At 71.3% G+C, this 25,269-nt stretch carries 25 protein-coding genes and 1 riboswitch; of the genes, 8 read left to right on the top strand and 17 right to left on the bottom strand.

Going from position 1 to position 25,269, the window contains the following annotated elements; all coding sequences use genetic code 11:
• Nucleotides 1–147 precede the first annotated feature (147 nt).
• Nucleotides 148–1,989: an AfsR/SARP family transcriptional regulator gene (locus tag B9S64_RS32985; protein ID WP_228871929.1), complete on the top strand. Its 1,842-nt coding sequence runs from the start codon at nt 148–150 to the stop codon at nt 1,987–1,989.
• Nucleotides 1,990–2,048: 59 nt separating this feature from the next.
• On the opposite strand, the gene B9S64_RS32980 is transcribed toward B9S64_RS32985, so the two are convergent.
• Both B9S64_RS32980 and B9S64_RS32975 read right to left on the bottom strand, forming a co-directional pair.
• Nucleotides 2,049–2,945, bottom strand: a complete 897-nt coding sequence (locus tag B9S64_RS32980) for a TIGR03619 family F420-dependent LLM class oxidoreductase (protein WP_103493333.1) — start codon at nt 2,943–2,945, stop codon at nt 2,049–2,051.
• A 106-nt stretch (nt 2,946–3,051) separates the two neighbouring features.
• Entirely contained in the window at nt 3,052–3,567 is a 516-nt protein-coding gene (locus B9S64_RS32975) for a GNAT family N-acetyltransferase (RefSeq protein ID WP_103493334.1), read from the bottom strand.
• Nucleotides 3,568–3,818: 251 nt separating this feature from the next.
• On the opposite strand from B9S64_RS32975, the gene B9S64_RS32970 reads away from it, so the two are divergent.
• Both B9S64_RS32970 and B9S64_RS32965 read left to right on the top strand, forming a co-directional pair.
• Nucleotides 3,819–4,070 (top strand): hypothetical protein, encoded by a 252-nt coding sequence (locus tag B9S64_RS32970; protein WP_103493335.1) that lies wholly within the window; start codon nt 3,819–3,821, stop codon nt 4,068–4,070.
• Between the two features lie 334 nt (nt 4,071–4,404).
• Nucleotides 4,405–5,418 (top strand): LysR substrate-binding domain-containing protein, encoded by a 1,014-nt coding sequence (locus B9S64_RS32965; protein WP_103505273.1) that lies wholly within the window; start codon nt 4,405–4,407, stop codon nt 5,416–5,418.
• Here the strand turns inward: B9S64_RS32965 and B9S64_RS32960 are convergent.
• The 8 genes from B9S64_RS32960 to B9S64_RS32925 all read right to left on the bottom strand — a co-directional run bounded on the left by B9S64_RS32960 (nt 5,412) and on the right by B9S64_RS32925 (nt 12,451).
• A complete protein-coding gene (locus B9S64_RS32960; protein ID WP_103493337.1) occupies nt 5,412–6,422 on the bottom strand; it encodes an amidohydrolase family protein in 1,011 nt (336 codons plus the stop codon). The two genes, B9S64_RS32965 and B9S64_RS32960, sit on opposite strands and share 7 nt — an antisense overlap.
• A gap of 2 nt (nt 6,423–6,424) precedes the next feature.
• Nucleotides 6,425–6,946: a 3-hydroxyanthranilate 3,4-dioxygenase gene (locus tag B9S64_RS32955; RefSeq protein ID WP_103493338.1), complete on the bottom strand. Its 522-nt coding sequence runs from the start codon at nt 6,944–6,946 to the stop codon at nt 6,425–6,427.
• Complete coding sequence (locus B9S64_RS32950; RefSeq protein ID WP_103493339.1) at nt 6,943–7,410, bottom strand: RidA family protein; 468 nt, start codon at nt 7,408–7,410, stop codon at nt 6,943–6,945. The genes B9S64_RS32955 and B9S64_RS32950 overlap by 4 nt, the downstream gene beginning before the upstream one ends.
• Entirely contained in the window at nt 7,407–8,174 is a 768-nt protein-coding gene (locus B9S64_RS32945) for a 2-keto-4-pentenoate hydratase (RefSeq protein WP_103493340.1), read from the bottom strand. The genes B9S64_RS32950 and B9S64_RS32945 overlap by 4 nt, the downstream gene beginning before the upstream one ends.
• Entirely contained in the window at nt 8,171–9,202 is a 1,032-nt protein-coding gene (gene dmpG / locus B9S64_RS32940; RefSeq protein ID WP_103493341.1) for a 4-hydroxy-2-oxovalerate aldolase, read from the bottom strand. Before dmpG ends, B9S64_RS32945 begins: the two co-directional genes overlap by 4 nt.
• Nucleotides 9,199–10,155: an acetaldehyde dehydrogenase (acetylating) gene (locus B9S64_RS32935; protein WP_103493342.1), complete on the bottom strand. Its 957-nt coding sequence runs from the start codon at nt 10,153–10,155 to the stop codon at nt 9,199–9,201. Before B9S64_RS32935 ends, dmpG begins: the two co-directional genes overlap by 4 nt.
• Complete coding sequence (locus tag B9S64_RS32930; RefSeq protein WP_374936098.1) at nt 10,152–10,913, bottom strand: 2-keto-4-pentenoate hydratase; 762 nt, start codon at nt 10,911–10,913, stop codon at nt 10,152–10,154. Before B9S64_RS32930 ends, B9S64_RS32935 begins: the two co-directional genes overlap by 4 nt.
• Nucleotides 10,914–10,975: 62 nt before the next feature.
• The gene (locus B9S64_RS32925; RefSeq protein ID WP_103493344.1) at nt 10,976–12,451 is read right to left on the bottom strand and encodes a 2-hydroxymuconic semialdehyde dehydrogenase; all 1,476 of its coding nucleotides are present in this window, start codon (nt 12,449–12,451) and stop codon (nt 10,976–10,978) included.
• Nucleotides 12,452–12,797: 346 nt separating this feature from the next.
• Between B9S64_RS32925 and B9S64_RS32920 the strand changes: the two genes are divergently transcribed.
• Complete coding sequence (locus B9S64_RS32920; RefSeq protein ID WP_103493345.1) at nt 12,798–14,141, top strand: MFS transporter; 1,344 nt, start codon at nt 12,798–12,800, stop codon at nt 14,139–14,141.
• A gap of 163 nt (nt 14,142–14,304) precedes the next feature.
• Nucleotides 14,305–15,516, top strand: a complete 1,212-nt coding sequence (locus B9S64_RS32915; RefSeq protein WP_103493346.1) for a carboxylesterase family protein — start codon at nt 14,305–14,307, stop codon at nt 15,514–15,516.
• Nucleotides 15,517–15,637: 121 nt separating this feature from the next.
• Here the strand turns inward: B9S64_RS32915 and B9S64_RS32910 are convergent, their stop codons facing one another.
• A complete protein-coding gene (locus B9S64_RS32910; RefSeq protein ID WP_103493347.1) occupies nt 15,638–15,847 on the bottom strand; it encodes a hypothetical protein in 210 nt (69 codons plus the stop codon).
• Between the two features lie 456 nt (nt 15,848–16,303).
• Here B9S64_RS32910 and B9S64_RS32905 point away from each other — a divergent pair, with 456 nt between their 5' ends.
• Together B9S64_RS32905 and B9S64_RS32900 are read left to right on the top strand one after the other, a co-directional pair.
• Nucleotides 16,304–17,539 (top strand): epoxide hydrolase family protein, encoded by a 1,236-nt coding sequence (locus B9S64_RS32905; RefSeq protein ID WP_103493348.1) that lies wholly within the window; start codon nt 16,304–16,306, stop codon nt 17,537–17,539.
• Nucleotides 17,540–17,844: 305 nt separating this feature from the next.
• Complete coding sequence (locus B9S64_RS32900) at nt 17,845–18,942, top strand: hypothetical protein (protein ID WP_103493349.1); 1,098 nt, start codon at nt 17,845–17,847, stop codon at nt 18,940–18,942.
• Nucleotides 18,943–19,294: 352 nt separating this feature from the next.
• Here the strand turns inward: B9S64_RS32900 and B9S64_RS32895 are convergent, their stop codons facing one another.
• Complete coding sequence (locus tag B9S64_RS32895; RefSeq protein ID WP_103493350.1) at nt 19,295–19,729, bottom strand: hypothetical protein; 435 nt, start codon at nt 19,727–19,729, stop codon at nt 19,295–19,297.
• Nucleotides 19,730–19,954: 225 nt separating this feature from the next.
• Between B9S64_RS32895 and B9S64_RS32890 the strand changes: the two genes are divergently transcribed.
• Nucleotides 19,955–21,115 (top strand): NAD(P)/FAD-dependent oxidoreductase, encoded by a 1,161-nt coding sequence (locus tag B9S64_RS32890; protein ID WP_103493351.1) that lies wholly within the window; start codon nt 19,955–19,957, stop codon nt 21,113–21,115.
• A 107-nt stretch (nt 21,116–21,222) separates the two neighbouring features.
• On the opposite strand, the gene B9S64_RS32885 is transcribed toward B9S64_RS32890, so the two are convergent.
• The 5 genes from B9S64_RS32885 to B9S64_RS32865 form a co-directional block, all read right to left on the bottom strand.
• Complete coding sequence (locus B9S64_RS32885) at nt 21,223–22,266, bottom strand: sporulation-delaying protein SdpB family protein (RefSeq protein WP_258038024.1); 1,044 nt, start codon at nt 22,264–22,266, stop codon at nt 21,223–21,225.
• 5 nt (nt 22,267–22,271) lie between these two features.
• Nucleotides 22,272–22,865 (bottom strand): SdpA family antimicrobial peptide system protein, encoded by a 594-nt coding sequence (locus tag B9S64_RS32880; RefSeq protein WP_103493353.1) that lies wholly within the window; start codon nt 22,863–22,865, stop codon nt 22,272–22,274.
• A 107-nt stretch (nt 22,866–22,972) separates the two neighbouring features.
• Nucleotides 22,973–23,575 carry a sporulation delaying protein family toxin gene (locus tag B9S64_RS32875; RefSeq protein WP_258038025.1) on the bottom strand — a complete coding sequence of 201 codons (603 nt, stop codon included), beginning with the start codon at nt 23,573–23,575 and terminating at the stop codon, nt 22,973–22,975.
• 330 nt (nt 23,576–23,905) lie between these two features.
• The gene (locus B9S64_RS32870) at nt 23,906–24,601 is read right to left on the bottom strand and encodes a (2Fe-2S)-binding protein (protein ID WP_103493355.1); all 696 of its coding nucleotides are present in this window, start codon (nt 24,599–24,601) and stop codon (nt 23,906–23,908) included.
• 82 nt (nt 24,602–24,683) lie between these two features.
• A complete protein-coding gene (locus B9S64_RS32865; protein ID WP_103493356.1) occupies nt 24,684–25,061 on the bottom strand; it encodes a hypothetical protein in 378 nt (125 codons plus the stop codon).
• Nucleotides 25,062–25,124: 63 nt separating this feature from the next.
• Nucleotides 25,125–25,248, bottom strand: a riboswitch (cobalamin riboswitch).
• Between the last annotated feature and the right edge of the window lie 21 nt (nt 25,249–25,269).

Below are 25,269 nucleotides of genomic sequence, written 5' to 3'. Positions count from 1 at the left end.
CCCGTGCGGTGATCCGTAGGAGCGCGCGTGCGCTCCGGCCGGCGTGACGCCTGTGGCCCGGGACGGACCGGCCCGCCGCGGAAGACCCTGCCGCGACGGGCCGGTCCATGGGCCGAACCCGAGTCGACGAACGGTGAGGACCTGGTGATGTTGCACTTCGCTCTGCTGGGACCGATGGAGATCCGCGTGGACGGGGAGGTCCGCACCCCGAGCCCGCCCATGGCCCGCCGGGTCCTCGCGGTGCTGCTGACCCACGCGGACCGTGTGGTGCCCACGGAACTGCTGATCGACGAGTTGTGGGGCGAGCATCCCCCCAAGCGGGCACGGAAGACCGTCCAGACGTACATCTGCCACTTACGCAAGGCCCTCGGCGGTGACGGGAGTTCCGGGCCGGGGGGAGGTGATCCCGTGGAGACCCATCCGTACGGCTACCGGCTGCGGCTCCAGGGATGCCGGTCGGACCTGTGGCTGTTCCAGGAGCGGGTGCGCGCGGGGCGCGAGGCGCTGGCCCGGGGCGAGGCGAGCGAGGGCGTCGCGACGCTGCGGCGCGGGCTGGAGCTGTGGCGGGGCGCCGCCCTGGAGGGCGTGGAGACGGGTACGGTCCTGGGGGCGCAGGCCACCCGGCTCGAAGAGCTCAGGATGCGGGCGCTGGAGCAGCGCGTGGCGGGCGAACTCGCCCTGGGCAGGCACCACTCGCTGCTGGAGGAGATCCGGGATCTGGCGTCCCAGCATCCGCTGAACGAGGAGTTCTGCGCCCAGCTGATGACGGCGGCGAGTGCCTGCGGGCAGCGCGGTGAGGCGCTCGGCGCCTATGCCCGGATGCGCCGGGCCATGGCCGAGCAGCTGGGGCTGGAGCCCTCCGAACGGCTGCGAGAGCTGCAACGCGACATCCTGACGGGCCAGGGTGAGTCGCCGTCCGCGCGCACGGCGGCCCGGGGTCCGGGGCGGAGCGGGGAACCGGGCGCCCCCTTCCATCTGCCCGCGGCCATCGGCGACTTCGTCGGACGGCAGGACGAACTGGAGCGGATCGAGCGGGCCGTGAGCGGCGAGGGCCGCGCCCCGGAGGTACGGGTGGTGACGGTGACCGGCGGCCCGGGGGTGGGGAAGACGGAGGCGGCGCTCCAGGTGGCACACCGCCTGCGGGGCCGGTTCCCGGACGGGCAGCTCAGGGGGCTGCTGTGCCGGAAGGACCGGACGCCGCGCGATCCGGGCGAGGTGCTGGGCGAGTTGCTCGCCGCCGTGGGGTACGACCGCGCGGTACTGCCGGAGCGGGTGGACGACCTCGCCCGGATGTTCCGCGGGTGGGCGGCCGGCCGGCGCTTCCTGCTCGTGCTCGACGACGCGGTGAGCCGGGACCAGGTCGTGCCGTTGCTGCCCGCCGGGACGGACAACACGGTGATCGTCACGTCCCGCTGCCGGCTGTCGGGACTTCCCGGTTCGGTGACGGACGTCGAACTGGGGCCGCTGCCCGGGGCCGTGAGCAGACAGCTGCTGACCCAGGTGATCGGCCCCAGCCGGGCGCGGCGGGAACCCGCCGCGGTGTCGGCCATCGTGGCCAAGTGCGAGGGCATGCCCGCCGCCGTCCGGGCGGTGGGCGGCCGGATCGCCACCTGGCCGCACCGCAGCCTCGCGGACTTCGCGGTACGTCTCGAGGACGACGGGCAGCGCCTGGAGGAGCTGAGCAGTCCGCACCTGGACATGCGGCGCTACCTCGTCGAGTCCGCCGACCGGCTGCCGCGCAGCGCGAGGGACGTGCTGGCCGAGCTGGGCCGGGCGGCGACGGCCGAGGTCACGGTCGCGGACCTCGCGCTGGGCCTGTGCCGCTCCACGTCGTCCATCGAACGTTCGGTGGAGCTGCTGGCGGCCTTCCACGTGGTCAGGCCGGTCGTCCGTGACGGCGGTTACGTCCTGCGGCTCGCGCCGCTGATCCGGCTCGCCTTCGCGGGCGGAGGCCACACCGCCCCCGCTCCCGAACTCGCGGCGCGGTGAGGGCGGGTCCCGTCCGGCGCCGTCCGGTCGGGCCGCTGCCTCCCGCCCCCCATCGCGCTCTACCGGGCCGTGTCGAGCAGGCTCCGGACCAGTTCGAGCGCATGGTCGACGTCGTGCGCGATGTTCATCAGCTCCACGAAGCAGTGATCGACGTCGGTCTCCCGTCCGGCGCCCGCGATCGCTTCGACGATCTCGTCGAGAGGGGTGTCCGGAGCGGGGTTCACCCGAAGGATCACGCCGACCTCGGAGGGGTCCCGGCCGGCCTCGGCGGCCAGCCGCCGGATCTCCGCCATGGGGACGTTGACGGACTCCGGGGCGAAGGGGCCGGAGCCCGGCTTGGCGACGGGGAGCCAGCCGTCGGCCCTGCGGGCGACACGGCGCATCGCGGCCGGGGCGAAACCCGCGAGATGGACGGGGGGACGCGGTCGGCGGGCGGGCTTGAGGCCCACATGGGTGGCCGGGATCCGCGTGTACTCGCCCTCGAACTCCACCGGATCGGTGGTCCACCACGCCTCCAGCGCGTCCAGGGCCTCGTCCAGCCGGACACCCCGCTCCTTCATCGGCACACCGACGGCCTCGTACTCCTCGGGGGACCAGCCCGTGCCGAAGCCGGGCAGCAGACGGCCCCCGCTGATCAGGTCGATGGTCGTCAGCGAGCGGGCGAGCAGGGCGGGCGCGTACCAGGGCGCCTGAAGGATGTTGGACCCGATCTCGGCCCGTTCCGTGGCGGCGGCGGCCACGGCCATCATGGCGAACGGGTCGAGGACGGTCCGGAACGCCTCCGGGATCGTGTCACCGCCTCCGTATCCGACGGTGGGCTCGACGGGGGCCAGAAGCCGGTCGCCGACCCAGAGGCTGTCCGCCCCCAGCGCCTCGGCCTCCGTGGCGAAGCGGCCGGCCTCGACGGCTTGGCGGGCCAACGGGCCCATCTGCGGGATGGTGAATCCGATACGCATGCTGCCTCCGGAGAAGAGTCGGTCGAAGAAGGACGGGGAACGGGGTCCTGGGCGCCCGCACCGCCGGGATCGCCCAGGGGACGTGAGGGCCGGTCCCGCACCGGTGTCAGACCCGCTCGAACGGCTCCGCGTACCAGAAGGTGCCCCGCAGCGCCGGGTCGTGGGCGGTCAGGGTGCGGACCTGGAAGTACTCGCCCCACGCGGGGTCCGGTGCGGCGATGCCGTGGTCCGTGCCGGCGCGGAACCCGAAGCGGCCGTAGTACGCGGGGCTGCCGAGGAGTGCGACGAGGGGCTCGCCCAGGGCGTCCGCCGCCCCGAGCACCGTGTGGACGAGGGCGAGGCCGACGCCGCGGCGCCGGTGGCCGGGATGCACGCCGAGCGGGCCGAGGCCCACGGCCGGGACCGTGCCGACATGGCCCCGGGTGCAGACCACGTGGCCCACCACCTCGTCCTTGCCGCCGAGTGCCACGAGCGACAGTTCCGGCAGCCAGCCGTCACAGGTGCGCAGCTCGTCGAGGAGGGTCACCTCCACCGGAACCGGTGTCTCCGGCTCGGCGAACGCCGCCGCGGTGACGGCGCGTACGGCGGGGACGTCGGCGGGCGTTTCGCGGCGGATCAGCATCGGCTCAGTCTGGGCCCCCGGCGCCGGCGCCGCAAAGGGTTGCTCGTGATCCGGACGGCTTCGGGGAGCGGGCGGCGCCACCGTTGTCCCTGACTCCCCGACGAGGCCGACGTCTTGGCGCCGGACCGCGGGACGGATTACACCCGATCAGGTTGGTTGTTCCGCGTGTCCGCGCGTACTCCCCGCAATCGCCCCGTCGGCGTGGATGGTTGGGGCGACACATCAACCACGCGTTCCTGAGGGGAAGCACTATGGTTCGTCGTATCGCGATCACTCTGGCCACCGTCGCCGCTGCCGGTTTCGTCGCCGCCGCACCGGCCGCCGCCGGAGACTGGGAGGGCGGCCAGCTGGGCGCCGCCTACCAGTCGGTCGAGGGGTCCCGCCAGGCCGGAGGGTTCGTCAACCTGGGCGGCCCGTACGGGATCACCTTCGCCAAGGAGAACAAGGCGCACTTCGAGTCCGTGGACGCCTACCTCTGGGCCGAGTACGCGCACGGCCACTGAGCGCTGACGTAGCGCCGAGACCCCGGACCCGCGAGGGACCGGGGTCTCGCTGTGTACTCCCCAAGGGCCGCGACGCCCCGGAGCGCGGGCGGTCCGCCCACCCGGCGCGGTCGAACGCGGTGCGCCGGAGCCTTACTTGCGGTACCACCGGTCCGTGCGCGCGACGGGCCTCCCGGGCGCCGGGGAAGGCACGCGACGGGCCCTCCCCCAACTCCGCGCCACGGCTGGAGGGATCGAGGCCGGGCCGCACACGGCGGGGTGCTTCGCACGGGTCGCGGTGGCGTGAGGGCCGGGGTGCGGCCGGCCGCGCGGCCGCTCCGGATAGAGTCGTGGAGTGGACATCCCCCGCCTGCTCGACGGCCGGCTGAAGTTCCGGCACCTGATCCTCGTGGACGCCCTCTCCCGGCAGGGGAGCGTCGTCGGTGCCGCGGCGGAACTGCACGTGACACAGCCCGCGGCCACCCGGAGCCTGCACGAACTGGAGGACATCCTCGGAGTGGCGCTCTTCGAGCGCAGGCCCCGGGGCGTCACCGCCACGGTCTTCGGCGAGGCGTTCACCCAGCACGCGCGGGCCGTGCTCGCACAACTGGCGCAGGCGGGACGTCATGTGGTGGAACTCGCCGACGCGGACCGGGGGACGGTGATCGTCGGCACACATCTGGCCGGATCCAACGTGCTCCTGCCGCGGGCCATCACCGGGATCAAGAAGGAACGCCCGTATCTGACGGTGATCGTGCGGGAGGCGTCGCCCGAGGCGCTGCTGCTGGACCTGGAGGCCGGGCGCGTGGACTTCGTCGTGGGCCGGCTGACCGCGCCGTCCGACGAGCGGATGGTGCGCCGCAAGCTCTACGACGAGTCGGTGGACCTGGTCGTCCGGGCCGGGCACGTCCTCGTGGGGCGGCCGCACGTCGAGCTGGCCGAACTGGTGGACTACCCGTGGATCCTGCCGGGCGGGGAGACCGCGCTGCGGCGGGAGATCGAGGAGTTCTTCACCCGGAACGGCTTCGCCCTCCCGCTCAACCGGGTCGAGACCACCTCGTTCCTGACGGTACGTCAGCTTCTGCTGGAGACGAACGTCGTCGCCGTACTGCCCAGCCTGATCATCCGGGACGACCCCCGGATCGTGCGGCTGCCCGTGCCGCTGGACCCGATCGGGCACAGCGTCGGGCTGACCCTGTCGGCCACCCGTACGCTGAGCCCGTCCGCCGAGGTCCTGATCAAGAGCCTGGAGGACATCGCCTCGGACATGGTTCCCCAGGGCGCACCCGGGGAGCACTCCGGGGGCGTGCCCGGGGAGACGCCGGAAGGCGTCCCCGGGCACGCCCCCGGATCCGGCGGGGATCAGTAGCCGGCGTCGCCCCCAAGGCCGAGGAAGCGCTCGGCGTTGCCCCGGGTCACCAGCCGGCGGCTCGTCTCGTCGAGGAACGCGCTCCTGCGGACGACCTCACCGACCGGGCGTTCTCCCAGCGGATACGGGTAGTCGCTGCCCACCATCACCCGGTCCGCGCCCACCGTGTCGACCAGCAGCCGCAGCGCGCGGTCGTCGAAGACGACCGAGTCGACGTAGAAGCGGCCGAGGTAGTGCGAGGGCGGGAACCGCGACGTACCGATGACGTCGTTGCGTCCGTGCCACGCGTTCTCCATCCGGCCGAGCCAGAAGGCGAACGAGCCGCCGCCGTGGGCGAAGCAGATCTTCAGGCGGTCGTCGATACGGTCGAACACGCCGCCCAGGATGAGGGCGAGGATCGACAGATGCGTCTCCGCGGGCATCGCGGTGAGCCACTGGGCCATCCACCGGTCGAGCCGGGGGGAGCTGGCCATGTCCCACGGGTGGACGAACACCGGGACGTCCAGCGACGCGCAGTGCTGGAGGAAGGTGACGACGCCCTCGCTGTCGAGGTCCAGGTCGCCGACGTGGTTGCCTATCTCCACCCCCCGGTGGCCGTTGGCGACACTGCGTTCCAGCTCACGGCAGGCGGCGTCCGGATCCTGCAACGGCACCTGGCAGAAGGGGATGAGCCGGTCCGGCGCCGGGGCGACGATCTCCAGCGCCAGGTCGTTGAAGACACGGGCGACCTTGGCCGCTTCCCTGCCGTCGCTCCCGTAGCTGAAGAAGGCCGGGGTCGGGGAGACGACCTGCGTCTGGACGCCGTCCGCGTCCATGTCGCGCAGACGGGTCTCCGCGTCCCAGCAGTCGGCCTGGATCCGGCGGAACTCCTTCGTGCCCATCATGATCATCGCGTCCGACTCGGACTCGATCCGCAGCCACGGCGCGTCCGGTCCGATCTCGGACGTCAGGTCCGGCCAGCCCCGGGGGACGTAATGGGTGTGGACGTCGATCATCCGGTCCACGGTCAGCCCTTCCCGGGATGCAGTGCCCCGCACCTGGGGCAGACCCGTGCCTTCTCGTCCGCGTAGAACTCGCTGAAGACCGGCGGCAGGTCCTCGACGATGTCCCGCACCTGGAGTTCGGTCTCATGGATCAGCTGGGAGCAGTCGAGGCAGTACCACTGGAACCGCTCCAGGGTGCCCTCCTCACGGACGCGCTCGATGACCAGACCGATCGAGTCGGGGTCGGGCCGCTGCGGGGAGTGCGGGAGGTTGCCGGGGAGCAACCACGCCTGCCCCTCCTTGATGTGCACGGTCCGCGGCCCGTCCTCGGTCATGACGTTGACGTGCATGTCACCCCTGACCTGGTAGAACCACTCCTCGTACGGGTCGAGGTGGTAGTCCGTCCGTTGGTTGGGGCCGCCGACGACCTGGACGATGAAGTCCTGGCCCAGGGACATGGTCCGGTTGTTCACCGGCGGCTTGAGCAGGTGCTCGTGCTCGGTGATCCATCCCTGGAAATCGATGACCTGCGGGATCTCGGTCATGAGACCGCCTCCGTGCTGTGCGATGTGAAAGGTGACTGGGTGCTCTGGCTGTTCCGCGGCAGATGGGCGATGGCCTGGATCTCGATCAGCAGGTGCGGGTGCGGCAGCTGGTGGACCGCCACGGTCGTCCGCGTCGGGCCCCGCTCGTCGAAGAACTCGCCGTAGACCTCGTTGTATCCGCCGAAGTCGTTCATGGACACCAGGTACGTGGTGACCTGGGCGACGTCGGAGAGCTCCGCGCCCAGCTCGGCGAGCATGTCGCGGATGTTCTCGATCACCGCCCGCGTCTGCGCCCGGATGTCGAGGTTCGTGGTGCCCATCGCGTCGGCCTCGACGCCCACGAAGGTGTTGTCGGGCCGGCGCGAACTCGTCCCCGAGACGAAGACCAGGTCGCCGACGACCTTCACGTGCGGGAAGCGCCCGCGCGGGGTGGCCTTCCCCCGCATGATGTGTGCCCCGCTCATCGGACCCCCCTCACCGAGACGGCGCCGAGGCCCGCGACATCACAGGCGGTGACGCCCGGCGTCAGCGGCACGGCCGCCGTCGCCGCACCGGCGAGCACCACCTGACCGGCCCGCAGCGGGATGTTCCGGCGCCGGCACATGTCCAGCAGCGCGTGCAGCGCGCGCACCGGGTCGCCGAGGATCGCGGCGGTAGAGCCGGTCACCACCGTCGTCCCGGCGGACAGCCGCACCGCGCGGTTGGAGACGCTTTGGACCGGGCGCCAGGGGCCGACCACGTACGCGGCGGCCGAGGTGTTGTCCGCGACGACGTCGCCGTAGGTGAAGCGGAAGTCCCGGTACCGCGAGTCGATGATTTCCAGGGCCGGGGCGACCGCGTCCACACAGGACTCGATGTCCGTCGCGGGGTCGTCCAGGTCCACGTCGCGGCCGATCCGGTAGGCGACCTCGGGCTCGACCTTGGGATGGATGAAGCGGCCGAGATCGACGTCGCCGCCGTCGGTGACCCGCATCGCGTCGGTGAGCCGTCCGACGATCACGTCGGAGACGCCCATCTGCGCCATCTTCGCCTTGCTGGTGAAGCCCAGCTTGACGCCGGTGAACCGCTCGCCGCGCGCCGTGCGCCGGGACAGCAGCGCCGCCTGGATCGCGTAGGCGTCGTCGGTGCCGAACTCGTGGGTGTCGGCGAGGCTCGGGGTGTCGGTCCGGGACGTCTGCGCGGTGTCGAGCCGTTCGGCCAGGGCGTCGATGGTCTCCGCCGGAATCATGCGGCGCTCCCGTCCGTCAGGGCCCCGCGCCGCGCGGCCAGGTCCAGTGCGATGTCCACGATCATGTCCTCCTGGCCGCCGACCATCTGACGCCGGCCGGCCTCCAGCAGGATGTCCCTGGTGTCGACCCCGTAACGCCGCGAGGCCCGTTCGGCGTGCAGCAGGAAGCTGGAGTAGACCCCGGCGTACCCGAGTGTCAGCGTCTCGCGGTCCACCTGGACCGGCCGGTCCCGCATCGGCCGGACGATGTCGTCGGCGGCGTCCTGGAGCGCGAACAGGTCGCAGCCGTGCTCCCAGCCCATCAGGTCCGCGACGGCGACGAAGGGTTCGGCCGGGCAGTTGCCCGCCCCGGCGCCCTGCCCCGCCAGTGCCACGTCGACGCGGTACGCGCCGTGCTCGACGGCGGTCACGCTGTTGGCGACCGACAGCGAGAGGTTCTCGTGGGCGTGGATGCCGATCTCGGTGCTCTCGTCCAGCACCCGGCGGTAGGCGTCGATCCGTTCCGCGACGTCCCGCATGGTCAGGCGGCCGCCGGAGTCGGTGACGTAGACGCAGTGGGCGCCGTAGGACTCCATGAGGGCCGCCTGCCGGGCCAGGCCCTCGGGAGAGTTGAGGTGGCTCATCATCAGGAAGCCGGACACGTCCATGCCGTGCTCACGGGCCCAGCTGATGTGCTGCGCGGCGACGTCCGCCTCGGTGCAGTGGGTGGCGACCCGGACGCTGCGCACGCCCAGGTCGTACGCCCGGCGCAGGTGCTCGATGGTGCCGATGCCGGGGAGGAGCAGCGTCGTCAGCTTCGCGTGTTCGAGTACGTCCGCGGCGGCCTCGATCCACTCCTCGTCGGTGTGGGCGCCGAAACCGTAGGTGGCGCTCGATCCGCCGAGGCCGTCGCCGTGCGCGACCTCGACGGCCGCGACCCCGGCCTTGTCCAGGGCGGACACGATGGTACGGACCTGGTCGACGGTGTACATGTGCCCCATGGCGTGCATGCCGTCCCTCAGGGTGACGTCCTGTACATAGAGCTTCATGCGTTCACCCATCCTCGGAGTGCGGCGATCTTCTCGGCGGTCCGGACCGCGGCGGAGGTCATGATGTCGAGGTTCCCGGCGTAGTCGGGCAGGTAGTGGCCCGCGCCCAGCACCTCCAGGAAGACCGAGACCCTGACCCCGGTGACCCGTCGGCCGAGCGCCGGGACCATGGCGTCCTCGACCGGGTCGAACTGCACGTCCTGCTTGAGCCGGTAGCCCGGCACGTACTCCTGGACGGCCCCGGTCATCTCCCGTACGGAGGCGGCGATCCGCTCCCGTGCCCCGGCGTCCACGGCGCCCTCGACGAGGCAGTACACGGTGTCGCGCATGACGAGGGGCGGATCGGCCGGGTTGAGCACGATGATCGCCTTGCCCACCGAGGCGCCGCCGACGACGCGGATGGCCTCGCTGGTCGTCTCGGTGAACTCGTCGATGTTGGCCCGGGTACCCGGGCCGGCCGACCTGGAGGAGATGGAGGCGACGATCTCCCCGTACACGACCGGGGCGACCCGGGAGACCGCGGCGACGACGGGGATGGTGGCCTGTCCCCCGCACGTGACCATGTTGACGTCCGGGGCGTCCAGGTGCTCGTCCAGGTTGACCGACGGCACCACGAACGGCCCGAGGGCCGCAGGTGTCAGGTCGATCATCAGCTTCCCGTACCGGCGTGCCGTCTCCGCGTTGCGCACGTGCGCCTTGGCGGAGGTGGCGTCGAAGATCACCTTGATGTCCTCGAACCCGTCCATGCCGATCAGGCCTTCGACGCCCTGGTGGGTGGTGGCGACCCCCAGCCGTCCGGCGCGGGCGAGCCCGTCGGACTCCGGGTCGATGCCCACCATGGCGCCCATGCGGAGCGTCTTCGAGAGCCGCATGACCTTGATCATGAGGTCGGTCCCGATGTTGCCGGAACCGATGACGGCGACCGGAACGGTTCCGGTGGCTGGTGTACTCACTTGGTCTCCTCCTCGATGACTGCCTCGACCTCGCCCAGCCCGTCCAGTTCCAGCCGGAACCGCCCCGGCCCGCTGATCGGCACCATCGGCCCGAGCGCGCCGGACATCACGACGTCACCGGCCCGCAGCGGCTGTCCGCGCCGGGCCATCTCGCGCGCCAGCCAGACCACGGCGGCGACCGGCGAACCGAGACAGGCGTGGCCCGCGCCGAAGGAGACGGGTTCGCCGTCGCGGTGGAGCGTCATCCCGACCCGGGAGAGGTCCCGGGCGTCGAGCGTGTACGGGGTGGTCCCGAGGACGACCGCACCGCTGGAGGCGTTGTCCGCGACGGTGTCGGTGATGGTCAGGTCCCAGTCCGCGATCCGGGAGTCGACGATCTCGACGGCGGGGAGCACGAACTCGGTGGCGCGCAGGACGTCCGCGACACCGGCGCCGGGCAGGTCGAGGTCACGGCCGAGCACGAAGGCGATCTCGCCCTCCGCGCGCGGCTGGAGGAACCCGCCGAGCGGCAGCGGCTCGCCGTAGGCGTACGTCATGTCGTCGAAGAGGACCCCGAAGTCCGGCTGGTACACGCCGAACTGCTGCTGTACGGCGGGGGCGGTGAGCCCGATCTTGGCGCCCACCCGGCGCGCCCCGGAGGCGGCTCTGGCGGCGGCGACACGGCGCTGGACCTCGTAGGCGGCGTCGATGTCGGTCGGGCCCAGGTGCCGGCGGACCGGTGCGCAGGGGGTGCGGGTGAGCGCGGCGGTGGTGAGCATCGCCGCGGCGGCGGCGATGCGCTCGTCGGTGGCGGTGTCTTCGTGGGTGCCTGGGAGTGGAGTCACAGCTGTACGCACACATTCGTCGGCTCGGTGTAGAAGTGCAGGGAGGATTCGCCGCCCTCGCGGCCGATGCCGGAGAGCCCGACTCCGCCGAAGGGCGAGCGCAGGTCGCGCAGGAACCAGGTGTTGACCCAGGCCATGCCCACGTTCATCGACCGCGCGACACGGTGTCCGCGGCGCAGGTCGTTGGTCCACACCGACGCGGCGAGGCCGTAGTCGGTGTCGTTGGCCAGGGCGATCGCCTCGGCCTCGGTGTCGAAGGGGATGAGCGCGGCCACCGGGCCGAAGATCTCCTCGCGTACGACCCGGTCGGCGTTGGTCAGGCCGGTCCACAGCGTCGGCTCGATCCACGAACCGCCGTCCAGGTCCTCCCCCAGCCGGGGGACCCCGCCGCCGGTGATCACCTCGGCGCCGGCCTGTTCGGCCAGGTCGAAGTAGTGGAGGACCTTGTCCCGGTGGGTCTGCGAGATCAACGGGCCCGTGGTGGTGGCCTCGTCCAGCGGACGCCCCAGCCGCAGGCCCCGGGCCCGCTCCACGAGCCCGCCCGCGATCTCGTCGAACACGGACCGCTGTACGTACACCCGCTCGGTGCACAGGCAGACCTGACCGGTGTTGGTGAACACCGACCTGGTGAGTCCGTCCAGGGCCTCGTCGATGTCGACGTCGTCGAAGACGACGGCGGCGTTCTTGCCGCCGAGTTCGAAGGACACCGGGCGGACCCGGGGCGCGACCGTCTTCATCACGTGCGAGCCGGTCGCCGAGGAACCGGTGAAGGTCACGCCGTCGATCCCGGGGTGGGACGTCACGTACTCGCCGGCCGATCCGCCGCCGAATCCGTGGACGACGTTGTACACACCGGCGGGGAGGCCGGCCTCGGCCAGGACCTCGGCCAGCAGGGTGGCCGTGGAGGGCGTCTCCTCGCTGGGCTTGACGACGACGGCGTTGCCGCAGGCGAGGGCGGGGGCGATCTTCCAGGTCAGCAGGAGGAGCGGCAGGTTCCACGGCACGATGACCGCGACGACGCCGAGCGGCTTGCGGACCGCGTAGTTGAGGGCCTGCCTGCCGCCCGCGAGGTCGGTGAGGAACGACTCCTGGCCCGCGGCGGCGACCACGTCCGCGAAGGTGCGGAAGTTCGCGACGGCCCGTGCCACGTCCAGTTCGCGTGCCTGCGTGACCGGTTTGCCGGTGTCGGCGATCTCCGCGGCGACGAACTCCTCGAAGCGTTCCTCGATCCGGTCCGCGGCACGGCGCAGCAGTGCGGCCCTCTCGCGTACCGGTGTACTCGCCCACCCGTCGTCCAGGGCCCGCCGGGCCGCGGCCACGGCGCGGTCCACGAGGGGTTCGTCCGCCTCGTGGACGCGGGCGTGGACCGCCCCGGTGGCCGGATCCACCTTGGTGAAGCTGCTGCGCTCGTCGGGGTCGACGAACCGTCCGTCAACGAAATTGCGGATCCACCGCCCAGTATCTGCCGTCATGCCCCTCACTCTGGGAGGTGCAGCCATAGCAAACAAATGAACTTTTCGTGACCTGACATATCAGAGTTGGTATGTCACCTCATCGTAGTCGCCGTCGCGGACGGGACGCCCCCGGGGCGAACCGAGCCGCCACGCCGGCTCGCTCGCCGAACCGGCGGCCCGGCGTGACGCAACCACGACAGCATGACCGAGACATACCGGAACCGATATATCAAACTCCCGCTTCGGCATTTGTGCGTCATGTCTCACGGGGTGAGTATCCACCGATAACGCGTCACACCCGCCGGCCGCCGAAGCGGCTCCGCCGGGCAGGAGACCGCGAGTCACCCAAGCGATAGGTCACCCCATGAGTAATCCCTCTCCAGAAGAACATGCGGGCGGTGCCGCAACCGCTCCGGGAAGAACGGCGGTCGCGACGCTGGCCGGCACCACACTTGAGTGGTACGACTTCTTCCTCTACGGCACGGCCGCCGCCCTCATCTTCGACAAGCAGTTCTTTCCCTCGCTGAGCCCGACCGCGGGAACCCTGGCGGCGTTCAGCACGCTTGCCGTCGGTTTCGTCGCCCGGCCGCTCGGCGGTCTGGTCTTCGGGCATTTCGGGGACCGCATCGGGCGAAAGGCGACCCTGGTGGTCTCCCTCGTGATGATGGGAGTCGGCTCCACCCTCATCGGTGCCATTCCGAACTACGACTCGATCGGATTCTGGGCGCCGGTCCTGCTGGTTCTCCTGCGCATCGTCCAGGGCATCGGCCTCGGTGGTGAGGGCGCGGGCGCGACGCTGATGTCGATGGAGCACGCCCCGAAGGGCAAGCGGAACCTCTACGCGGGGTTCCCCCAGATGGGCACCCCCGCGGGACTGGTCCTGGCCAACATCATCTTCCTCGTCACCAACTCGCTCATGGGCGACAACGCGTTCACCGCATGGGGCTGGCGGATACCCTTCCTGCTGAGCTTCGTCCTCGTCGCGGTGGGTCTGGTCATCCGGCTCCGCGTCACCGAGTCCCCGTCCTTCAACCGCGTCCTCGAACAGGACGACGTCGTCAGGTTCCCGCTCGCGGAATCCTTCAAGGTCGGATTCCCCCGCCTCGGCCTGACTCTGCTCGCGGTGGTCGCGAACTCCGCCGTCGCCTACGTGTTCATGGTGTTCACCCTGTCCTACGGCACCAAGAACCTCGGGTACGACCGGCAGTTCCTCATTCTGAGCGTGACCGCGGCCGCCGTGCTGTGGTTCGCGACCATTCCGGTGTGGACGAAAATCGCCGACCGCTACGGCCGGCGGGCGATGTTCGTCGGCGGCTCGGCCGCGATCCTGGCCTGGTGCGCCGTCTTCTTCCCGCTGTTCGACACGGGCAACGGTGTCCTCGCCGTCGTGGCACTCGCCGGAATGGGCCTCATCATCCCGGTGACGCACTGTGTGCAAGGCGCGATCATCGCCGACACCTTCCCCGCCCACGTGCGGTATTCGGGGTCCTCCCTGATCCTCCAGACCGGCGCCATCCTCGGCGGCGGCCTCGCCCCGATGATCTCCACCGCGCTGCTGGGCGACGGCGGTTCCTCGACCGGTGTCACCTGGTACCTCGTCACGATGTGCGCCATCAGCCTCGGTGGAGCGGTCGCCCTGTTCCGCACGGTGCCCGGCGGGCCGGCCGCCGGGAACGAGCCGCCCGCCAGGACCCTCACGCAGGTCTGATCCGGCCACCCGGGGCCCACCGTTCGCATCCGCGCGGGCCCCGGCACCGCCGCCCCGTACCCGTCGCGCGTACGGTTCGTTCCGGGCCCGCCGCGCGGCGCCCAGGTCCCGCCGGTCCGCCCCTTCCCGCAGGGGCCGGACCGGCCGATTGTGGAGGTAACCCATGACCGCACCGGCGAGTGTCCGGACCGGACCCATCCGCTACGCCACCGCGGAGCGCTTCGCGCGCCCCCGCCCCGTGGCGGCCCAGGACGCGCGCCCGTCGAGCGGTGAGATCTGCCCACAACTGCCCTCCCGCCTCGACGCGGTGATGGGCCCGCCCCTCGACGGCCACCCCCAGGGCGAGGACTGCCTGAACCTGTCGGTCACCACACCGGCCCGGGACTCCCGGGCCCGGCCGGTCATGGTCTGGTTCCACGGCGGCGGGTTCAGCAGCGGCGCCGGCATCAGGGACTGGTACGACGGCGGAGCGCTCGCCGCCCAGGGCGACGTGGTGGTCGTCGCCGTCAACTACCGCCTCGGGGCGCTCGGGTACCTCTGCCTCGACGGAGTCAGCGAGGGCAACCTCGGCCTGTACGACCAGCTCGAAGCGCTCCGCTGGGTCAGCACCCACATCGCCGCGTACGGGGGCGACCCCGGCAACGTCACGGTCTTCGGACAGTCCGCCGGCGCCCTGTCGATCCGGCTGCTGATGGAGATGGAGGAGGCCCGGGGCCTCTTCCACCGCGCGATCCTCCAGAGTGCCCCTCTCCCGATGACCGCCCGTCCCCGCTCCGAAGCCCTCGCCCTCGGCCGGACCTTCACCGGCTTCCTCGCGGACGACCCGCGCACGGCCCCCCTCCCCGCGATCCTGGAAGCCCAGCGGGAGACGGCGGTGGAGCACCGGCGACGGACCGGCAGCACGATGGAACCACCGTTCAACCCGGTCGAGTACAGCGGCCCCGTCCACTCCCCCGGCCCCTCCTTCGAGGAGAACGTACGCGGCCTGGACGTCATGTACGGCTGGAACGCCGACGACATGACCGCGTTCCCCGGTGAGGGCGACGACACCCAGGAGCTGACCCGCCGGACGTACGAGGAACCGCTCGGCAGGCTCGGGGCACGGCTGGCGCGGGCCGGGGCCCGGGTCCACACGTACCACCTCGACTGGCGGCCCGCCGGATCCCCCTTCGGCGCCACCCACTGCGTCGAACTGCCGCTGCTCCTGGGCACCCGGGACGCCTGGCGCGGTTCACCGATGCTCGGGGACACCGCCTGGGAGGACGTCGAGACGATCGGCGCGACCCTGCGCACCGCCTGGACCGGCTTCGCCCGCACGGGCGCGCCCGGCACCGTCCTCGCGCCGCTGCACTGCGCCCGGGGCCCCGAGGCGTAACGAGCCGGAGGCCCCTTCACCGCGGCGCTCCCTGGGGCAGCGCCCGGTCCCTCACCTCCGGCCCGGCCGCGTCGCCGACGGCACCGGCACGCTCGGGCCTAGACGTCGCGGCCCGGGGAGGTCAGCCGGAGTGGGTAGGCGCCTCGGGGAGTGGTCGGTGGCCGTCGGACCATTCGTTGACCCAGCCGCAGCCGGAGCAGGAATACCGGCCGTCAAGCCCCGCGATCTCGGTCCCGCACTGAGCGCACCCTATGTAGGTGATCATGGGGTGCGGGGAGGACTGGGGCGTCTCGGACCGGGTCTGCGGTCCCGGTTCCTGGGTCGTTGCCATGCTCGGAGGCTACCGCCACGGGCGGCCGCGCAACCCCGGTAATCCCGGATGACCAGCCGCACTGGTTACTGCACGTCCAGGACCCACCGGCTCCCTGTGACGCTCCCGCTCCGCACCTGGGACAGTTCACGGCTCCCCCTCGCCACGCACCAGCCTGCCGGCAGCATCGTGACGCCGGACGGTTCCTACGGGCAAGGGGGCCGACCAGGAGAACCGCTGGGACGGCCGGCGCGGCGGCCACGACGACGCCGCGGGTGGCGACAGGCGACCCCGGGTTTCACAAGCGCCCACCTGGGAGCGCCGCTCCGGGCGAAGATGGAGTCGTTCTGTCGTCAGAGCCGTTCACTGTCCACGCCGGTGCCCGGATACGGGAGTCGCGGCGAAAGGAGCCCATCGCCCGCCCGGTCTCCCCGCCGGCCGACGACACCGCTTCCTCCACCCGGTAAGGACCCAGCCATGACCGCCCCTCACTCCTTTCCCCTGGAGCCCACCCCGATCCACGTGGCCGACCAGGTCCTCGACGACCTGCGTGCCCGTCTCACCTCGACCCGCCCGCCGCTGGACGAGGGGAACGAGGACTGGTCCTACGGCGTCCCGGACAGCTACCTCCGTGAGCTGGTCGCCTACTGGCGGGACGGCTACGACTGGCGCGAGGCCGAAGCTGCCATCAACGCCCACGAGCACTACCAGGTGGACGTCGCCGGTGTCCCGGTGCACTTCATGCGCAAGCCCGGCCGAGGCCCCCGCCCGGTCCCGTTGATCCTCACCCACGGCTGGCCGTGGACGTTCTGGCACTGGTCGAAGGTGATCGGCCCGCTCGCCGACCCGGCCGCCTACGGCGGGGACCCCGCCGACGCGTTCGACGTCATCGTGCCGTCCCTGCCCGGCTTCGGCTTCCCCGGCCCGCTCACCGGTTTCCCGGACATCAACTTCTGGAAGGTCTCCGACCTCTGGCACACCCTCATGACCGAGACCCTGGGATACGAGAAATACGCCGCCGGGGGCTGCGACATCGGCGGAATCGTCTCCAGCCAGCTCGGCCACAGGTACGCCGACGAGCTGTACGGCATCCACATCGGCTCCGGACTGCCGCTCGACTTCTTCAACGGCCCGCGCGCCTGGGACTTCGCCCGGAACCGGCCCCTCACCGACGACCAGCCCGCCGACGTCCGCGCCCGCGTGGTCGAGCTGGACCACCGTCTGGCATCCCACCTCGCCGTACACATGCTCGACGGCGCCACCCTGGCCCACGGGCTGAGCGACTCACCCGCCGGACTGCTCGCCTGGCTGCTGGAGCGCTGGAACGCCTGGAGCGACAACGGCGGTGACGTCGAGTCCGTCTTCAGCAAGGACGACCTGCTCACCCACGCCACGATCTACTGGGTGAACAACTCCATCGCCACGTCGATGCGTTACTACGCCAACGCCAACCGCTACCCCTGGCTCCCCGCCCACGACCGCGTCCCGGTCGTACAGACCCCGGTCGGCCTCACGCTCGTCACGTACGAGAACCCGCCCGGCATCCACACCGCCGACGAGCGGGTCCAGGCGTTCAAGAGCGGCCCGCAGGCCGACTGGTTCAACCATGTCAACGTCAACGCCCATGACCACGGCGGGCACTTCATCCCCTGGGAGAACCCCGACGCCTGGGTGAGCGATCTCCGCCGCACGTTCCGCGACCGCAGGCCCTGAACGACACCACGCCCCCGTCCGGCGACCGTCCAGGCGAGCGATGCCCGGCGGTTGCCGGCCGGGAGCGGGGCGTCGTCAGCGGGGGCCCATACCGGGCGCGGTCTCTCCGGATGACCGGGTCCGGGCTCTCCGTGCCCGAGGCGTTCGACTTCGCCCGGAAGCGGTCCGGAGAGCACATGGGACACGTCTTGGGAAGAGGAGTGCGCCCACACTGCCCGGCGGGTCTCCCTGTCAGCGCTCTGTGCCATGATGCGGACGCGCCCTGGGGAGCGGGCCGCGGTTCACTGATTGCCAGGGGGTTGGGGATGGGCGCGGGTACGGAGCCGGACGGATCGTCCAGGTCCGACGAGGAGTGGGAGCGGTTTCTGCGCGAGTCGGTGGCAGGTGCCGCCGACGCGCCCAAGGAGCCGTCGGCGCGGGCCCGCGACGTGGCGAAGCGGCTGCGCGCGGAGCCGGACCGCGGCCAGCAGGGCTGGCGCACCTATACGCCCGCACAACCCAATCGGCGCACGGGCTGGTACGTGGTCGGGCTGCTGGCCTCGCTGGTGCTGTTGGTGGTGGCGCTCGTGCCTGGGCGGATCGTGGACCTGTTCACCGGCGACGCCACCGACTCCCCACCGCTGGCCGGTGAGACCGCGCGCCCGGCCGCGGCACCTCCGGCGGAGTCGGCCCAACGCCCCACCATGAACAAGCCGTTCCGAGGCTCACCGGCGGAGAAGTGGGCCGACGGAGCGGCGGGGATCACCGTTCCGGACGCCGCGGCCGTCGGCTGGATGAGCGCGGCCGAGGTCGAACGGGCCCTGGTTCTCAGTCGGGACTTTCTCGTCGCGTCCGGCCTGGACCGCGGGGTGCTGCGAGGCGAGCGCCCCGAGAAGGCGATCGCACTGATCAACCCGCACCAGAAGGACGTCCAAGAACTTCTGAAATCCGCTTTCCGAACTCCGAGCGAGAAGAACGACCCCCTCCTCCTCTTCAGCCGCTTCCAACCCTCCCGCATCCATCTGGTCGGCGACATCGTGAAGACCCGGGGGCTGCTCACCTACCGGGAAGGCGAGCAGGGCGCTCTCCAGGTGACCGCCGACGTCACCTTCGTCTACCCGGTCACCCGCGCGGACGCGGGCGACGACGAGATCGTGCGCACGATCGTCCGGCGCGAGTTGGTCCTGAGCTGGGACGACCCTGACAAGGTGCTCACCGAGCCGGGCACCTTCTCGATCGTCTCGTACGCATACGACATGACCAACGGTGGCTGCGGCGCCCCCACGGGCTACTTCGATCCGCCTTTCGGCACGGACCGCGGGGCGGTCGAGGCCGGCACGGAGATCGACCCGTACGACCGCAGCGCGCCGGTGAGGCAGGGCGGGTCCTCCGAGGACGGGTGCGACAGGGCGACGCGGTCCTAGCGTGTACCGGAAGCAGGCCTTGCCCTGTACATGGTCACCGTTCACGGGGCGGAGATCTCACGGACGAGCGGTGAGCGGCGGTTGAAGGCCGCGCGGACAAGGCGTACACCTTCCGCAAGAACCGCGCCTGCCCACGTCGTCGCATGATCCGCCGCCTGTCCCCGACAAGGTCGATCAGGCGCACCGCCGCACGAACGGTGAGTGGCCTGTGTGCTGTTCGCGTACGTCGGTGCGGGTCGAGGCCATGGTGCGTCGGAGGCCGGGTCGATGACCCGGTCCAGGGGGGTCGGCCTCGAAGTCGCTGTGGAGAACCACATCCCCTGAGCCTCATGCGGGAAGGATGGATGAGCCGTCACATGGTCGCTCCGGAGATGCGCACACGCGTGACGCCCTCGCCCTCGTAGCTGAGTTCGACATCCACCACGTCTGCGAGTCGGTGGCCGTCCTTGTCCGTATACGGCACGGGGCTCGGCCGGGGGGTGGCACACGCGTCAGCCGCCTCGCAATCGTGCGTGAGCTCCATATCCGGGTACGAGGTCCGCAGCCATGCGTCCGTCGCTTCCCGGGGCGCGTGAAAGTCCAACTCGTACGAGATGCTCATCCATTGGCCTCTGGTGCACCGCCGCTCGTGTGTTCCGGCGGGTAGTTCCGCAGCCCGGACGAACCGCGCAGCCTCGTCGCAGGACGCGCCCAAGGTGCCGTTGACGGCGGACAGCATGTGAAGTCCATACCAGGCACCGAATGCCAACCCGGCGGCGCCCAGAGGGATCACGAGCCAATTCGCCATGCGCCGACCTGGTGCGGACATCAGTCAAGCCCCTCCTGTCACACCCATGTGAACATGTCCTGACACGCGGCTCGGCGGCCTCCGGTTCCATTCCGCCGCGCAGCTCCGGAGTGTTTCGAATCAGGCCGCCGGCCAGTGAGCACGCCGAGGATCATCCGCTCACGCCTCGTTTCGTTTCGGTGACGGCCCGGGGCACACTGATGAGAAGCCATACGTTGTAGCGGCATGAGACCCCGTATCGCTGTGATCGGCAGCGGCCCCGCCGGCCTTACCTTCGCCCGTGTCCTGCACCGTCAGGGGCACCCTGTCACCGTCCTCGAACGCGATTCCGCCCGCGACGCCCGTCCCGCGGGCGGCACGCTGGACCTGCAGGAGGGGCTGGGCCAGCGGGCGTTGGAGAAGGCGGGGGTGCTGGCGGAGTTCCAGGCGCTGTCCCGTCCCGAGGGGCAGGCCATGCGCATCCTCGACACGGACGGGACCGTCCTCCGCGACTGGCGGCCCCGTCCCGATGAGCGGGCCAACCCCGAGATCGACCGGGGGCAGCTCCGTGACCTGCTGCTCGGGTCCCTGGAGGTGCGGTGGGGCCGGGGCGTGACCGAGGTGGTGCCCGGGAGCCGGGACGGCGTGCTGGTCCGTTTCGCGGACGGGCGGCAGGAGACGTTCGACCTCGTGGTCGGTGCGGACGGTGCCTGGTCCCGGGTCCGCCCGGCGGTTTCGCCCGCGACACCGCGGTACACCGGCGTCACCTTGGTCGAGACCTCGCTGGACGACGTCGACACCCGCCACCCCGACCTCGCCCGGCTGGTCGGCGACGGTTCCGTGGCCGTGTACGGCATGAACCGCGCGATCGTCGCCCAGCGCAACAGCGGCGGGCACGTCAAGGTGTACGCCCAGTACCGCACACCGCTGGACCCGCACACGTCCTCGGACCGGCCTACGGGCCCGTACCAGAACGCGGGCCAGGGCACGAACGACGTCGAGGCCGTGCGCTCACGTGTGCTGGCTCTGTTCGACGGCTGGGCCGCTCCCCTTCTCGACCTCTTCCGCCACGGCACGGCGTTCGCCCACCGTCCGCTCCATGTCCTGCCCGAGTCCCACACCTGGGCCCACGTCCCCGGGGTGACGCTCCTGGGCGACGCCGCCCATCTGATGCCCCCGCTGGGGGCGGGCGCGAACCTCGCGATGCTGGAAGGCGCCGAACTCGCCGAGTCCGTCGCCGCCGCCACCGGCCCTGAAGAACTGGACGAGGCCGTCCGCGCCTTCGAGGAACAGATGTGGGCACGGGCCGGCAGGTGGGCGAAGATCACGATGGCCGGTCTGGAACGCCTCGTGAGCCCGGACCCCTCCCGAGCCCTCGCCGTCTTCGACGAGGTCCAGCCTTCCTGACTGCCGGGCGTACGGGCGTGGTCCTGTCCGCCGCCGGTCAGCCGGTTCGGCGAACCCGCCCCCGGGCGACCGGAGACGGGTTCGGCAGGTGCGGGGACCCCGGCCCTCTACCGCTCGGGGCCGGCGGGTGCCGACGGCCCCGAAGGCCCGGCGGAGGAGGCGTGTCGCGCGGGCTCCCGCTCGTACTCCGCATCCTTCGCGTCCTTCGCGTCCTCCGCTTCCCGCTTCGCGCCGCCCTCCGTTCCCGCCGGGAGATTCGGGACGGCGGTGCCCCGCCGCCCGGCCATTCCGCGGACGGCCTCGGGCAGAGTGACGTGCAGATGCGAGCCGAGGGGGAGGCAGAGCACCACCAGGCCGCCGATCATGGCCAGGGCGAAACTCCACAGACCCATCATCACCGCGATGGAGAGATGGAAGAGGACTCCCGCGGCGAACAGCCGCCAGCGCCAGCGCTGCGCGAGCAACAGGCTCGCGGCGAGGCCGATTTCGATCACCAGGGGGACCCAGGTGAGCAGCGCGACACCCAGGGGGGACGCGAGCACCGGGTTGACCAGGGGCTGGAGCGGGCCGGGGGCACCGAACGCGAGGCTGTGCCCCCAGTACCACATCGCGGTGCCGTCGGCCCATTCCGCGTGGGGCAGCTTGGCGACACAGGACTGGAAGTAGAGGAACGACATCTGGACGCGTACGAGCACCAGGCCCGTCGCCCCCAGGAGCACGGCCCGACGGCGGCTCGGCGCAGCTTCCTCCGGGAGCGTCTGCCAGTGCCAACGCCGGGGGTCACCGAGCGCGGTGAGGGCGAGCAGCGACGAGAGGACCACGGTGACCTGGTCGCCGCCGTCGGCGATGGCGATTCCGGAGAAGACGCTGAAGGACACCCAGGCGTGCGGAAGCGCGGTCCACCTGGGGCGCCATCCGGAGGCCACGACGAGGAGGACGAGGACACACAGCCACCGGGTCGCTGTCAGACCGTTCTCGGGTGCCAGGCAGAACACACCTGCCCGCATCGGCCCCGTACAGATGGGATAGTCGCCCTGTGTCGCCACGGGACGGAACAGGGTCCCCGTGCTGCTGAAGGCCAAGGTGCCCAGCGTGCCCAGTGCGAGGAGCGTGCGGGCCAGCCCGTACACGTTGGTCCAGGGCACCGGCACCGGCCTCAGCATGAGACGTCCAGCAGGACGGCCTTCTCCGGGGTGCGCGTGTCGGGCAGAAGGTCGCGCCAGGCGAACGGCGTGGGTTTCTGCTCCATCACGGCTATCCGCCCGCACAGGGTCGGGTCCGGTGTCCTGTTGGTGACCGCGGTGGCCACCTGGGTCTTCCTCAGGCACTCCTGGACCGCGCTCCGTTCGCATGCGGTCCGGGCGGCCTTGCCCGCCTCGTGGAGGAGCAGCGCGGTCTCGATGCCCTGGGAGCGTGAGACCCGATTGAACCCGTGCTCGGAGTGGCGGCCGAGCGAGGCGCTCGTCCAGGTGGAGCCGTTCCAGCGGAAGGGTTCGAACTCCGGGCTGCGCGCCGACTTGGTGAAGAAGGCCCAGCCCTGCGGTGTGACGGTGACCGCGACGGGCTTGACGGCCTTCTGGCCGGGCAGGGACAGAACGTTCTTCGGCACCTGCGTCTGAGCCACGTACAGGGCGACGACGACGCACAGCACGGCGGCCCCGGTGATCCACGCCCGGGGTACCTCCACCGTGTGCCGGGCGGACACGGTGACCCGGCCGCTCCCCCTGTGCGGGGAATCCTTCCACCACATTCTGTTCGTCTCTCCATGGGTTCCGGACGTACGCGCCGGCTCCGGGCCCGGCCGGCGGTGCGCCGGTACCCGGAGCCAGCACATGCTGGTGGACGTGGTCCTCTTGGTCAGACGGTGCTCAGTACCTTGGTCAGCCCTGCCACGAGTTCGTCCCTCGACAGGCTCTCCATGGGTGCCGGGCTCTTGACCACCACGTTGATGACGGCGGCGGCGTTGACGAAGAAGCCTCCGGTCGCCACGGCGACGGCCACCGCCGCCACCGCCACGGACACGACCAGGACCACACAGGCGCCCGAGTCGCTGGGGACGGATCCGTTCGAGTCGGAGACGTCGATGAGGACCTGGGAGACGGCGGTCATGGCCTCGTCCACGAGTCTGGGGTCGCCGCTGCGTGCCTTGGCCGAGAAGTCGGCGAAGATACCGGGGGACTTCAGCTCGATCTTCTTGATCAGCTCTGCCACGGCGCGGACGGCCTTGGCGTTGTCGTTCACCCCCGGCTCGATGCCGTTGAGGTTCCCGTCGGCCGCGAGCTTCGCTGCGACCGGGCCCTGGCCGAAGAAGAGTCCGGCGAACAGCTGGTGGCCGTCCTCGGCGGCCGAGAGCTTCGATCTCTCCGACCCCGCCGAAGTGGTTGTTCCGGCCTGGGTGTTCACGTGCGTGGGTGCCGCGTTCGCGCTGCCGATGGTCGTGAACGCCGCTGCGCCGGTCACGGCCACAGCCGTGACGATGCCCACTATTCGCCCATAGTGCTTCACAGATCGTTCCTTTCGAAGGAAGTTGTGTTGACCTTGTGCGAGACGGCGTAATCCTTGTGGCTGATGCGACGTCAGTACAAGGCTCTTCTGAGTCGCGACTGATCTGTTTCAGCCAAATTCCGCAAACTCACCGCAGATGGAGAAGAGGCTCGGGGTGAGCCTGCCGTCTGGGGTTTCACCCTCACCCATGGGCGATTTGCCACTGATGCGGTGGGTGGTATACGGCCTGCGGTCGGAAGGGGATCCAGGCCGCCCCCTCCGGAAGCCGCCTGGTTCCAGGGCTCGTCAGGACTCGCGGTCGGCAAGCCCGCAGTCACCGCACAGGGAACCGTTGGGCGCGCGGTAGTAGAGACAGCAGCTTCGCCGACGGAAGCCGAGGTCGGGGCCGGTGATCACTCCGGTGTTCGCCAGGCGTCCGGTGCTCAGCAGGGTGGCGGTGAGGCGGGTGAGCGCCACGCGTGTGCCGGGACGGGCCGCGAGCAGGGCATGGGCGGCCCCCATCAGCGCCGAGGCGGAGTTCCCGTCGAGCAGACGCGGGGCGATCTTGACACGGAGTCCGTCGGCCAGCGCCGACAGCTGGCTCGTCACCTGCGTGTACAGGGCGTGGGCGGGCTCGTCGTCCAGCCGTTCGACGTGCCAACCGCCCGGACGGGGCATCCGGAGGACCGGTCCGTCGTCGGCCCTGTGCAGTCCGTCCAGGTCGAGGAGGATCCCGTGCAGGACGACGCAGGCCAGCGCCGGGGACCAGAGGCGGGCCGCGTGTCCGAGCTGGGCGATGGAGACGTCGATGCGCGGTTCCGCGGTGTGGTGGCGGCGCGCGACGGCCTCGGCGAGATCGGTGAAACCGTCCGCGTAGGAACGGGCGAGCGGATGCCAGCCGTCGTCCTCGCCCCCGGCGCGCAGGACGAAGAAGCCGCCGAGGTCCGCCACGTCGCGCAGGGCGTCGGTGACGGACGCGGCCGAGGCGCGGGCATCGTGCACGTGCTGTCTCTCCGTGGGGTGAGGGGGCCGTACGGCACGGCCAGGAAGGCGTACGACGGGCCGGCCGGCCCGTACGACAGGGTCAGCGGGCCGTACGACGCCGGGCCGGGGTGATGGCGTACAGGTCGAGGATGTCCGGCCGGGGTGCGACACCAGGTCCGCCGGCGCGTGCCCAGGCGACGATGTCCTCGGTGGCGTCCGGATCGTTGACCAGTCCCAGCCAGACGGGCCGGGCACCGGCGGCGCGGCCCTCGGCGGAGGGCTGGACGACGATGACGTTGGCCTGCTCGCATACGTCCAGGCAGGCGGAGACCCGCACCGGCACCTCGGCGCGCAGGCGCGCGGTCTGGGCGGAGTGGTCGACGCCCGTCACCTTCGGGGTGCCGCAGCAGCAGTCACGGCACACGACGACCCGGCAGGGCACCGGTTCGCGGCCGGACGGGACGGTGTCGGCGGGCATGCCGCATCGTTCCTCTCTTCCGGGGAGATCCGCCCCGGTGGTCCGTCGAGGAGGCGACCGCGTGAGTCTCCTGGCTCTCGGGTCACAGCTCGCTCCGCGCCGTCCCGCCCTCGGGGCAGGGGGCGGGTGCGGGGCTCGCTCGCCGATCACAGTGGCGGGACCGCGCCGGATTTCCACCGGCTTCCTCGGACCGCCGTCGCCTTGTTGC

It is taken from the genome of Streptomyces sp. SM18, assembly GCF_002910775.2.
Taxonomy (GTDB): domain Bacteria; phylum Actinomycetota; class Actinomycetes; order Streptomycetales; family Streptomycetaceae; genus Streptomyces; species Streptomyces halstedii.
The sequence above is the reverse complement of the archived record's forward strand: the minus strand, read 5'-3'. Positions and strand labels throughout refer to the sequence as shown.

Excerpts from the sequence above, each read along its gene's own strand:
- B9S64_RS32985 (WP_228871929.1), top strand. The coding sequence starts at position 148 with ATGTTGCACTTCGCTCTGCTGGGACCGATGGAGATCCGCGTGGACGGG.
- B9S64_RS32980 (WP_103493333.1), bottom strand. The coding sequence starts at position 2,945 with ATGCGTATCGGATTCACCATCCCGCAGATGGGCCCGTTGGCCCGCCAA.
- B9S64_RS32975 (WP_103493334.1), bottom strand. The coding sequence starts at position 3,567 with ATGCTGATCCGCCGCGAAACGCCCGCCGACGTCCCCGCCGTACGCGCC.
- B9S64_RS32970 (WP_103493335.1), top strand. The coding sequence starts at position 3,819 with ATGGTTCGTCGTATCGCGATCACTCTGGCCACCGTCGCCGCTGCCGGT.
- B9S64_RS32955 (WP_103493338.1), bottom strand. The coding sequence starts at position 6,946 with ATGACCGAGATCCCGCAGGTCATCGATTTCCAGGGATGGATCACCGAG.
- B9S64_RS32950 (WP_103493339.1), bottom strand. The coding sequence starts at position 7,410 with ATGAGCGGGGCACACATCATGCGGGGGAAGGCCACCCCGCGCGGGCGC.
- B9S64_RS32945 (WP_103493340.1), bottom strand. The coding sequence starts at position 8,174 with ATGATTCCGGCGGAGACCATCGACGCCCTGGCCGAACGGCTCGACACC.
- dmpG (WP_103493341.1), bottom strand. The coding sequence starts at position 9,202 with ATGAAGCTCTATGTACAGGACGTCACCCTGAGGGACGGCATGCACGCC.
- B9S64_RS32930 (WP_374936098.1), bottom strand. The coding sequence starts at position 10,913 with ATGCTCACCACCGCCGCGCTCACCCGCACCCCCTGCGCACCGGTCCGC.
- B9S64_RS32925 (WP_103493344.1), bottom strand. The coding sequence starts at position 12,451 with ATGACGGCAGATACTGGGCGGTGGATCCGCAATTTCGTTGACGGACGG.
- B9S64_RS32920 (WP_103493345.1), top strand. The coding sequence starts at position 12,798 with ATGAGTAATCCCTCTCCAGAAGAACATGCGGGCGGTGCCGCAACCGCT.
- B9S64_RS32915 (WP_103493346.1), top strand. The coding sequence starts at position 14,305 with ATGACCGCACCGGCGAGTGTCCGGACCGGACCCATCCGCTACGCCACC.
- B9S64_RS32910 (WP_103493347.1), bottom strand. The coding sequence starts at position 15,847 with ATGGCAACGACCCAGGAACCGGGACCGCAGACCCGGTCCGAGACGCCC.
- B9S64_RS32905 (WP_103493348.1), top strand. The coding sequence starts at position 16,304 with ATGACCGCCCCTCACTCCTTTCCCCTGGAGCCCACCCCGATCCACGTG.
- B9S64_RS32900 (WP_103493349.1), top strand. The coding sequence starts at position 17,845 with ATGGGCGCGGGTACGGAGCCGGACGGATCGTCCAGGTCCGACGAGGAG.
- B9S64_RS32895 (WP_103493350.1), bottom strand. The coding sequence starts at position 19,729 with ATGGCGAATTGGCTCGTGATCCCTCTGGGCGCCGCCGGGTTGGCATTC.
- B9S64_RS32890 (WP_103493351.1), top strand. The coding sequence starts at position 19,955 with ATGAGACCCCGTATCGCTGTGATCGGCAGCGGCCCCGCCGGCCTTACC.
- B9S64_RS32880 (WP_103493353.1), bottom strand. The coding sequence starts at position 22,865 with ATGTGGTGGAAGGATTCCCCGCACAGGGGGAGCGGCCGGGTCACCGTG.
- B9S64_RS32865 (WP_103493356.1), bottom strand. The coding sequence starts at position 25,061 with ATGCCCGCCGACACCGTCCCGTCCGGCCGCGAACCGGTGCCCTGCCGG.